General features: G+C 62.2%; 9 protein-coding genes. All 9 read right to left on the bottom strand.

Annotated features, from left to right (window positions below; translation table 11 throughout):
- Positions 1-605: 605 nt before the first annotated feature.
- The gene (locus KPL59_RS38080; RefSeq protein WP_226361022.1) at positions 606-1088 is read right to left on the bottom strand and encodes a peptidase inhibitor family I36 protein; all 483 of its coding nucleotides are present in this window, start codon (positions 1086-1088) and stop codon (positions 606-608) included.
- On the bottom strand, positions 1085-1324 hold the full coding sequence (locus KPL59_RS34110) for a DUF2283 domain-containing protein (protein WP_226361021.1): 240 nt from the start codon (positions 1322-1324) through the stop codon (positions 1085-1087). Before KPL59_RS34110 ends, KPL59_RS38080 begins: the two co-directional genes overlap by 4 nt.
- Before the next feature lie 25 nt (positions 1325-1349).
- On the bottom strand, positions 1350-1715 hold the full coding sequence (locus tag KPL59_RS34105; protein WP_226361020.1) for a DUF4258 domain-containing protein: 366 nt from the start codon (positions 1713-1715) through the stop codon (positions 1350-1352).
- A gap of 1053 nt (positions 1716-2768) precedes the next feature.
- Positions 2769-3290 (bottom strand): J domain-containing protein, encoded by a 522-nt coding sequence (locus KPL59_RS34100; RefSeq protein ID WP_226361019.1) that lies wholly within the window; start codon positions 3288-3290, stop codon positions 2769-2771.
- Positions 3287-5221, bottom strand: coding sequence for a hypothetical protein (locus KPL59_RS34095; RefSeq protein WP_226361024.1), 1935 nt, complete (start codon positions 5219-5221; stop codon positions 3287-3289). The genes KPL59_RS34100 and KPL59_RS34095 overlap by 4 nt, the downstream gene beginning before the upstream one ends.
- The gene (locus KPL59_RS34090; RefSeq protein ID WP_226361023.1) at positions 5173-6036 is read right to left on the bottom strand and encodes a hypothetical protein; all 864 of its coding nucleotides are present in this window, start codon (positions 6034-6036) and stop codon (positions 5173-5175) included. The genes KPL59_RS34095 and KPL59_RS34090 overlap by 49 nt, the downstream gene beginning before the upstream one ends.
- A gap of 1200 nt (positions 6037-7236) precedes the next feature.
- Positions 7237-7719 (bottom strand): peptidase inhibitor family I36 protein, encoded by a 483-nt coding sequence (locus KPL59_RS38075; RefSeq protein WP_226361022.1) that lies wholly within the window; start codon positions 7717-7719, stop codon positions 7237-7239.
- On the bottom strand, positions 7716-7955 hold the full coding sequence (locus KPL59_RS34080) for a DUF2283 domain-containing protein (protein WP_226361021.1): 240 nt from the start codon (positions 7953-7955) through the stop codon (positions 7716-7718). Before KPL59_RS34080 ends, KPL59_RS38075 begins: the two co-directional genes overlap by 4 nt.
- Positions 7956-7980: 25 nt before the next feature.
- Positions 7981-8346 carry a DUF4258 domain-containing protein gene (locus KPL59_RS34075; protein ID WP_226361020.1) on the bottom strand — a complete coding sequence of 122 codons (366 nt, stop codon included), beginning with the start codon at positions 8344-8346 and terminating at the stop codon, positions 7981-7983.
- Positions 8347-9601: the final 1255 nt, after the last annotated feature.

The raw sequence follows: 9601 nt of genomic DNA, 5'->3' as shown, positions 1-9601 counted from the left end.
CCAGGGGGCAACCCATGGGGTTCGGGTTGCCCCCTGGCAAAGGTCTGGTTCCCTTTGGGCAGGTGATGGCAGGAGGCCCCCAACCCCGATTCCAGGGGAGGAACCGTGCACTAGCCGAGTGCTATTCAGCCGGGTTTGTCCTCCTGTCCGGAGCCTGCCCAGCGGCGAGCGTCTGCCTTTGATCTTCGCTCTTTGTTCCGCCTTCGGCGGAATCCCTCCGGGGGCCCTCCGGGGCCCTCCGGGGGCCCTCCGGGGCCCTCCGGGGGCCCTCCGGGGGTCGGGCGCTCGCCGCCCCGAACCCCGGCAGACTCCGGACAGGGGCTACGGTCCTCCCGGCCCTGTCCATCATCTGCCACAAGGGATACCTGACCCCCCACCGAATGCAAGGGACACCCCACCCTTGCATTCGGTGGGCCGCCAGGTCTGGCTCCGCCCAGATGACGGACAGGGCCGAAAGAACCTCCAAGACAAGCCCGTTACACACAAACAGGGCGGACCCCTATCGGGGTCCGCCCTGCCTGATTGAGAAAGGGACGCTAGTAGCCGTCCCGCTCGAACCTCTCCACCCGCTCAGCCCATCATCGGAGAGATGATCTCAGCACAGTTCACCCATGCACATGGATTGCAGCGTTTGACCAATACGGGTCCATTGCTGCTGTCCTGCCGCACCCTTCTAGCACGAGTACGCCTCCCACCCCATCGCCGAGCATTCCGTCATCTGGACAAAGCTGATTGTTTCTCCACGACTTCACTTTCCCTCCGAAACCATAATCATCCAGCCTGTGCCAGTGCTCGTCACTGAATATCAGCCGCCGACCGTTGCCGCCCGTCGATCCGTACAGACACAGCCATCCCCAGGCGCAATCGAACGCTCCTCCTTGATACTCCTGGGGAGTTCGGTTTCCACTGTGAGCATCCGCTGCCGCGTTCGCCTCGGCATTGTTAGAGAAACACTCATACTGTTTCGGCGCATACACCACACAAGACTGCCCCGAGCCCTCCTTCCTGCTCTCTCCCGCAGCGGCTGAGCCTGTAATTGACAACAAGACTCCCACTGCAACCAACAGTCCACCTACCGCCTTCTTCATTCCCCATTCTCGCCTTCGCTGAGCCATCTACCCGGCAACCGCTTCGACGCGTTCAGAATCTCCAGACCTACCATCCGGCCTTTTCCTTCGTTCTCAAAATCCAACGCTCCGTACATGACGCCTTGTCGATCTTCCACTAAAGCTGTGCGAACTCGACGTGCATCGTCCGCAGACAGCCTTTCGAAACGAAGGTAGGCCACATCGCCAGACGTATCCAGTTCCAGCGTTACTGACACTTCTCGCTTGGTAATCATTTCACCCTCAAATCACCGGGTGGACTGTGACGACCCAGCCACTCCCGTTAATAACCACGGCGAATGGAGTATCCGCCTCCATAATCTTCCAGGTTCCATCTCCTTGATTGATCCCCTCTGGTCCGAAACGAACCAGCGCGTTCACTTCTTTCTCTCCGATATCGCGTTCGCTCATGCGGAGCTTCGCATGGATGGTGTAGCCCGCGATATGACGCGGGCGGTTAGCGAACTTTTCTGAAGTAAATCCCCAAGAAAGGGATGCCCCCTGAGTCGGAGATTTTAAATCGGAAGCCAGTGCAGGACTCGAACTCGCTCCTAGCGCCGCCATAAATAGCAGAATAGTCACAGTAGTTGCACGAAGAAAACGTTTCATTTATGCACTAGATCATGCTGAGTGGACGCTCGCAAGGGCTCGGGGCTCGCTGGGCTCGGGGCTCGCTGGGCTCGGGGCTCGCTGGGCTCGGGGCTCGCTGGGCTCGGGGCTCGCTGGGCTCGGGGCTCGCTGGGCTCGGGGCTCGCTGGGCTCGGGGCTCGCTGGGCTCGGGGCTCGCTGGGCTCGGGGCTCGCTGGGCTCGGGGCTCGCTGGGCTCCGTAGGAGCTTGTCCTCCCTGCCGGAGGGAGGGCAGCGAAGGGAGCCCCCCCCCTACCCGGTCAACGGCGCGCGGATGCGCAAGGTTGACCGGGTAGGGGGGAGACTCGGATCGAACGGTCGCGGCTGTTCTGCCGTCGGTCGGTTGCTTCGGTCGCGTGTCCCGGGCACCGCGTTACTGATGCCCCAGGGCGGGATGTCCAGTCAGTCTGTCGCATCGGCTACTGCGTTGAACACGTCCGATGCGCACCCCCTCTGCGGGGGTCAGCCTGGGCCTGCCGTGTTCCGCTCCATCCTGTGGAGCAACGGCTGCTGCTGATCTGGTCCAGCTGCAGGTTTTTACCTTCTGAGGGACCGGACCCTGGGCCGGGACGTTTGGTTACCCAGTTCTCGATGCATCTGGGAGCGTGACGAGCGTGTCGCTGGTGCCCGGGAGCGTCTGGCCGCTACCCTGACCATTCATTTGTGTTGTGTTCAGCTCACAGTGAACCAGATGCCCCCGCCCCGGCGGGGGCATCTGTGTATCTACGCAGCTCACACGGGGTGTCGCTCCAGCCCTAGAGTGGCGTCGTGGCTATCGACCGAGGCATGCGAGTCCCCTGGGAGATCGGGACCGCCTACTGCCCCACCTGCTCAGCGGTGAAGGGCGAGCCCTGCACCGAGCGCCGACCCCGACCCCACCGAGGACGCCGCTTCCGCCGCCAGGTCCACCCAGCCCGCCGCGCCGCCCAGAGCCCGACCGTTCAACGGAAGCCTCCAACACAATAATTGCGCGATCCACACGCAAAGCAGGGCGAGCCCTCTACGAGACCCGCCCTGCTCTGCCGAGAAGGAACGCTAGTAACCGCCCCGCTCGAACCTCTCCACCCGCTCAGCCGTCATCGTGGGGAGTGGTCCAGTATCCCATCCTGGATCACTGTTCACTGCTTCCTGGCCTGTCTTCTTACTCAGTGGTCGACCTATCGCGAGATAGGCCAGACGGATAATCACTGCGCCCGCGACCAGGACTGTGACAGCCCCGTAGAACGGGACCCCGAAGAGTAAGGGGATCAGGATGAGCACCGCCGCCTCGACCATCCCCATGACGATTGCGAGGAGGGTGAACTTGCTGCGGACCCAGACCACCGGCCCGATGCCCGGCACTGGGTTTTCCCGTGACTCTTCTGGAGTGTCCACCCACGCTTCGGAAAGAAGGTAGGTGTAGGCATCGCAGATGTCCTGAAAGTCCGTCTTCGAACCACCGATGTCGGGATGGTGCTCCCTGGCTGCCTTCCGGTAGGCGGAGTGCAGGACCTGGGGGCTCGCCGCAGGTGAGACTTTGAGGCGTTGCGCAGCCGCCTCCCGGGACAGGGTGCTCATTTCTTCCACCCCGGAATCTGCTCCTCCAGAGTCTTGTCCCGGCCCTTGAGCAGTGCGACTGGCTGCTTCGCATGCCCAGCCACCAGCAGATTCCGCTTCGCCGACCCGGTGATAACCTTGCTCGGAAGCCTCCTCGTCTTATCCACCGGCTTCACGACCCCGTAGGTAACTTTCTCCGAGTTCGTATAAATCCAATGCCCGTCGGGGAGTTGCCGCACCCGGTTCGGGTCCAACAGATAGGCATCCTGCCGCCGGAGACTCCCGGTTCCCGTGAACTCAGACTCCGACAACTGCAACCCGGCCTCACCGACCTTGCGAGACCCAAACCGCTTCGCCAGCGGCTCCGCCGCCTCCGTCCGGCCGATGAGCATTCCCCCACCCATCGCCGACAAGAGCCGTTCTCGTTCGTCCTCGGTGTCCCCGAACCCGTAATAGGACTGCGCCGACGGGATGCAAGCCCCGCCCATCCCCCGAATCCGCTCCACCAGATTCGTCAGACTCCCGGTGAGCTTCCCCGTGATCGCCGAAAACTCATCCACGATGAACAACGTCTGCCGCGGCTGCTGCGACAACTCATACATCAGCAGCTCCAGCAGCACCGCTGCCTTCGCCTCCGCCACAACCCTGTCAATCGAACCCGGCACCAACACATACAAGGCATCGAAGTCAGTGAGGGGCCGCCCGGCGTCGAAGTCGTCCCCCAGCGCCCGGAACAACTCGCTGAACAGCATCAGGTCCGCCGCCAACGGTGACGGCCCCGACCCCGACGACGCCGTCAACGCCCGCACAGCAGCCGACTCCACCGGGTACTTCTCCCAGGTCTCCGTCAGCCACTTCTTCGTTAGCCGCTTCAGCAGCGCCACCGAGTCAGACGGAGGGCCTTCTTCCGGCGCATCGATGAGCAGGTGCAGCAGACCCCGCTGCAGCACGTCATAGAAGCGATGCTCAGTCTTCGCCAGGGCGTGTAGGGACGCCTGGAGCTGGCGTGGGGGGAGCCGCCACATGTTGAGCCGGTCAACGAACGGGAAGATCCCGACCCGCGCCGGTGCCAGGCCCAGGGCCTCCATCTCCTCGGCCCATTCCACCGCCTGGTCCCCACCCTGGCGACCACCCTTGCAGTCGACGAAGATGGTCAGTGGCCGCGTGGAGTACACGTCCCGGGACCCCGAGCCAGATAGGGACTGGCTCGACTCCCGGTAGGTGCTCCACGCGGCTTCTGTCCATCCGCAGCTGAGCCGGATCAACGTCGTCGACTTCCCCGACCCCGTCGACCCCACCGCCGCCATATGCCGTTTAATCCGTTCCATTGGAACATCAAAATATGGTGCGTTCCGTTTCCCCACCGCCTGTCCCAACAGCTCCGGATGCGGATACACGTCCTCATACTTGTGACCCAGGATCACTCTCTGCCCTCTCGATAGTGGTGTGATCTCATGCTTCGCCCGCAGCCTGGCATTCCATTCCTGGCGCTTCTGTTGCCGATACACATGCCGCTCACCCTTCACTCCTTCCTTTCCGGATCGCATCCGCCGCGTATAGCGGTGCCACCATATCCACGCCCCCAAGCACGACAGCAGCAACGTGCCACCGGTCGCATTCACGAATGCGTGCCACCACATCCCCGCCCACGCCTGCTCGATGGCCGTCTTCATTGTTGTGAGTGGCGCGAACCAGTCATCGACCCACCACGCCGCAATCACACTCGCCCCGAGCACCACGAAGAACACATTCCGCAGCCGGGACGGATGCCATCCCTTCAACGAAGCACCCGCCACGATCCCAGCACCCAGGATGATCCCCGGCAGCAAGACCACTCCCGCCGCGACTATCGCCGCGAGAAGTATCCCGGCAATACTTCCCTGCGCCCATGCTGGCCACTCCATCACTCTCCACCTACCTTCAGGCGCCGAACCCAACCCTTCGGTTGCCATGCAGGAACCTCCTCTTCCAAGCTTCTGACATGAAACTGGAATTTCTCTCCCAATCGTTGCGGATTGGGGGAATTCCTCATCTGAATCTCGCTTCGAACGCTGTACTCCTTCGTCACATCCTCGATCACCGGCAAAGCCACCGGCGAACACCAATAGGCGATACCTGAACAGTTCAAATCCCGTGCTCTCCTTTGAATCTCTGGCAATAACCCGTCATGCAAGTTCACCCCACCTGTTCCCGACTCTCTCTCCTTAGAGAGGTACCGAGTTCGAGCTTTTGCCGTCAGCTCGACCTCAATCAGCACGCGGTTTCCGTTCTCTAGAATCTCGACTCCGTCTGGCATGTGTGGGTATTCCTCGTCTTTGAGACGCCAGCCGTGTTCATGCCATAGGCTTCGCTCGGATTCCCACCGGTCCAACGCGAACCCTGTTCGGCGCGCCCGGACTGCCGCCACTGCACGGGTATGTGCCGCTGTAGTGGGGCGGGGTTTCCATTCCCGCGCGTTCCATCCTAGGAATTGATCTGTGGTTGCCTTTGTCGGCCACACCCAGGCTGATCCCGCGTCGACGTAGTCACGCTTGACCCAGCCCGCCTGTTCCCAACGCCGCACAATCTGCCGGGCTCGTTCTTCTGTGACGTTCAGGTGGTGCTGGAGGAGGTCCATGGGGATGCCGTACATGTGCGCCATCCACTCCATGAGTTCGGCATCTCGTGCTGTCCTGCGGGCTGTTCCGGCGTCGCTTCGCTTCGCTCGTTTCGGCTGTGCTTCTTCTGGCATTGCCTGGCCTCCTATCTGGATCATGTTCTGCTTCATGCTCTGGTCACTGCCCCTGCATGGGGTTCTTGTTGTTTTGTGCTGTTCTGTCTGTCTGGGGCTCTGCCCTGCTCGGCTTCGCCTTCGCTGGCCTTCTGTGTGCCGTTGCCTTCTGCGTAGCCATTCGGTTTTACCCCTTCATTGGTGCTCTTTTTTCTCTCCCCTCTACGTACCGCACGCCCCTCTCAGCCACACCCCCTTGCCAACCCCCTGTCTGTTGATCTTGTTTTTGATCTTGTTTTTGATCTTGTTGACTTGCCTTCCCGCCGCCACCGCGCGACACCTCAGTTCCTCGTCGCGAAGCAGAGGGAGTGAGGTGTCGCGCGGTGGCGGCGGGAAGGCCCCCCACGAAACCGCAGGTCAACTCCCTCCCCCACCGCTTAAACCCCTGTTTTTCACCCATGGCACTAGCCATGGGTTTTCAATGTCCTTTCCAAGGTGTTTCACACCGTATACCAACCCCCTCTTCTCTGTCCATGCTCCGATGGAGTGGCCGTGAGGTCGCGGTGTGTGGGGCGCGCCCGGAGGGCGCACCCTAGGGGTTGGGGGCCTCCTGTCCGTCACCTGGGCGTAGCCAGACCAGGGCTTTGCCAGGGGGCAACCCATGGGGTTCGGGTTGCCCCCTGGCAAAGGTCTGGTATCCCTTTGGGCAGGTGATGGGCAGGAGGCCCCCAACCCCGATTCCAGGGGGAGGAACCGTGCACTAGCCGAGTGCTATTCAGCCGGGTTTGTCCTCCTGTCCGGAGCCTGCCCAGCGGCGAGCGTCTGCCTTTGATCTTCGCTCTTTGTTCCGCCTTCGGCGGAATCCCTCCGGGGGCCCTCCGGGGGCCCTCCGGGGGCCCTCCGGGGGCCCTCCGGGGGCCCTCCGGGGGTCGGGCGCTCGCCGCCCCGAACCCCGGCAGACTCCGGACAGGGGCTACGGTCCTCCCGGCCCTGTCCATCATCTGCCACAAGGGATACCTGACCCCCCACCGAATGCAAGGGACACCCCACCCTTGCATTCGGTGGGCCGCCAGGTCTGGCTCCGCCCAGATGACGGACAGGGCCGAAAGAACCTCCAAGACAAGCCCGTTACACACAAACAGGGCGGACCCCTATCGGGGTCCGCCCTGCCTGATTGAGAAAGGGACGCTAGTAGCCGTCCCGCTCGAACCTCTCCACCCGCTCAGCCCATCATCGGAGAGATGATCTCAGCACAGTTCACCCATGCACATGGATTGCAGCGTTTGACCAATACGGGTCCATTGCTGCTGTCCTGCCGCACCCTTCTAGCACGAGTACGCCTCCCACCCCATCGCCGAGCATTCCGTCATCTGGACAAAGCTGATTGTTTCTCCACGACTTCACTTTCCCTCCGAAACCATAATCATCCAGCCTGTGCCAGTGCTCGTCACTGAATATCAGCCGCCGACCGTTGCCGCCCGTCGATCCGTACAGACACAGCCATCCCCAGGCGCAATCGAACGCTCCTCCTTGATACTCCTGGGGAGTTCGGTTTCCACTGTGAGCATCCGCTGCCGCGTTCGCCTCGGCATTGTTAGAGAAACACTCATACTGTTTCGGCGCATACACCACACAAGACTGCCCCGAGCCCTCCTTCCTGCTCTCTCCCGCAGCGGCTGAGCCTGTAATTGACAACAAGACTCCCACTGCAACCAACAGTCCACCTACCGCCTTCTTCATTCCCCATTCTCGCCTTCGCTGAGCCATCTACCCGGCAACCGCTTCGACGCGTTCAGAATCTCCAGACCTACCATCCGGCCTTTTCCTTCGTTCTCAAAATCCAACGCTCCGTACATGACGCCTTGTCGATCTTCCACTAAAGCTGTGCGAACTCGACGTGCATCGTCCGCAGACAGCCTTTCGAAACGAAGGTAGGCCACATCGCCAGACGTATCCAGTTCCAGCGTTACTGACACTTCTCGCTTGGTAATCATTTCACCCTCAAATCACCGGGTGGACTGTGACGACCCAGCCACTCCCGTTAATAACCACGGCGAATGGAGTATCCGCCTCCATAATCTTCCAGGTTCCATCTCCTTGATTGATCCCCTCTGGTCCGAAACGAACCAGCGCGTTCACTTCTTTCTCTCCGATATCGCGTTCGCTCATGCGGAGCTTCGCATGGATGGTGTAGCCCGCGATATGACGCGGGCGGTTAGCGAACTTTTCTGAAGTAAATCCCCAAGAAAGGGATGCCCCCTGAGTCGGAGATTTTAAATCGGAAGCCAGTGCAGGACTCGAACTCGCTCCTAGCGCCGCCATAAATAGCAGAATAGTCACAGTAGTTGCACGAAGAAAACGTTTCATTTATGCACTAGATCATGCTGAGTGGACGCTCGCAAGGGCTCGGGGCTCGCTGGGCTCGGGGCTCGCTGGGCTCGGGGCTCGCTGGGCTCGGGGCTCGCTGGGCTCGGGGCTCGCTGGGCTCGGGGCTCGCTGGGCTCGGGGCTCGCTGGGCTCGGGGCTCGCTGGGCTCGGGGCTCGCTGGGCTCGGGGCTCGCTGGGCTCGGGGCTCGCTGGGCTCGGGGCTCGCTGGGCTCGGGGCTCGCTGGGCTCCGTAGGAGCTTGTCCTCCCTGCCGGAGGGAGGGCAGCGAAGGGAGCCCCCCCCCTACCCGGTCAACGGCGCGCGGATGCGCAAGGTTGACCGGGTAGGGGGGAGACTCGGATCGAACGGTCGCGGCTGTTCTGCCGTCGGTCGGTTGCTTCGGTCGCGTGTCCCGGGCACCGCGTTACTGATGCCCCAGGGCGGGATGTCCAGTCAGTCTGTCGCATCGGCTACTGCGTTGAACACGTCCGATGCGCACCCCCTCTGCGGGGGTCAGCCTGGGCCTGCCGTGTTCCGCTCCATCCTGTGGAGCAACGGCTGCTGCTGATCTGGTCCAGCTGCAGGTTTTTACCTTCTGAGGGACCGGACCCTGGGCCGGGACGTTTGGTTACCCAGTTCTCGATGCATCTGGGAGCGTGACGAGCGTGTCGCTGGTGCCCGGGAGCGTCTGGCCGCTACCCTGACCATTCATTTGTGTTGTGTTCAGCTCACAGTGAACCAGATGCCCCCGCCCCGGCGGGGGCATCTGTGTATCTACGCAGCTCACACGGGGTGTCGCTCCAGCCCTAGAGTGGCGTCGTGGCTATCGACCGAGGCATGCGAGTCCCCTGGGAGATCGGGACCGCCTACTGCCCCACCTGCTCAGCGGTGAAGGGCGAGCCCTGCACCGAGCGCCGACCCCGACCCCACCGAGGACGCCGCTTCCGCCGCCAGGTCCACCCAGCCCGCCGCGCCGCCCAGAGCCCGACCGTTCAACGGAAGCCTCCAACACAATAATTGCGCGATCCACACGCAAAGCAGGGCGAGCCCTCTACGAGACCCGCCCTGCTCTGCCGAGAAGGAACGCTAGTAACCGCCCCGCTCGAACCTCTCCACCCGCTCAGCCGTCATCGTGGGGAGTGGTCCAGTATCCCATCCTGGATCACTGTTCACTGCTTCCTGGCCTGTCTTCTTACTCAGTGGTCGACCTATCGCGAGATAGGCCAGACGGATAATCACTGCGCCCGCGACCAGGG

Origin of the sequence: Pseudonocardia sp. ICBG1142 (genome assembly GCF_020496255.1) — a bacterium.
Lineage (GTDB): Bacteria > Actinomycetota > Actinomycetes > Mycobacteriales > Pseudonocardiaceae > Pseudonocardia.
The sequence above is the reverse complement of the archived record's forward strand: the minus strand, read 5'-3'. Positions and strand labels throughout refer to the sequence as shown.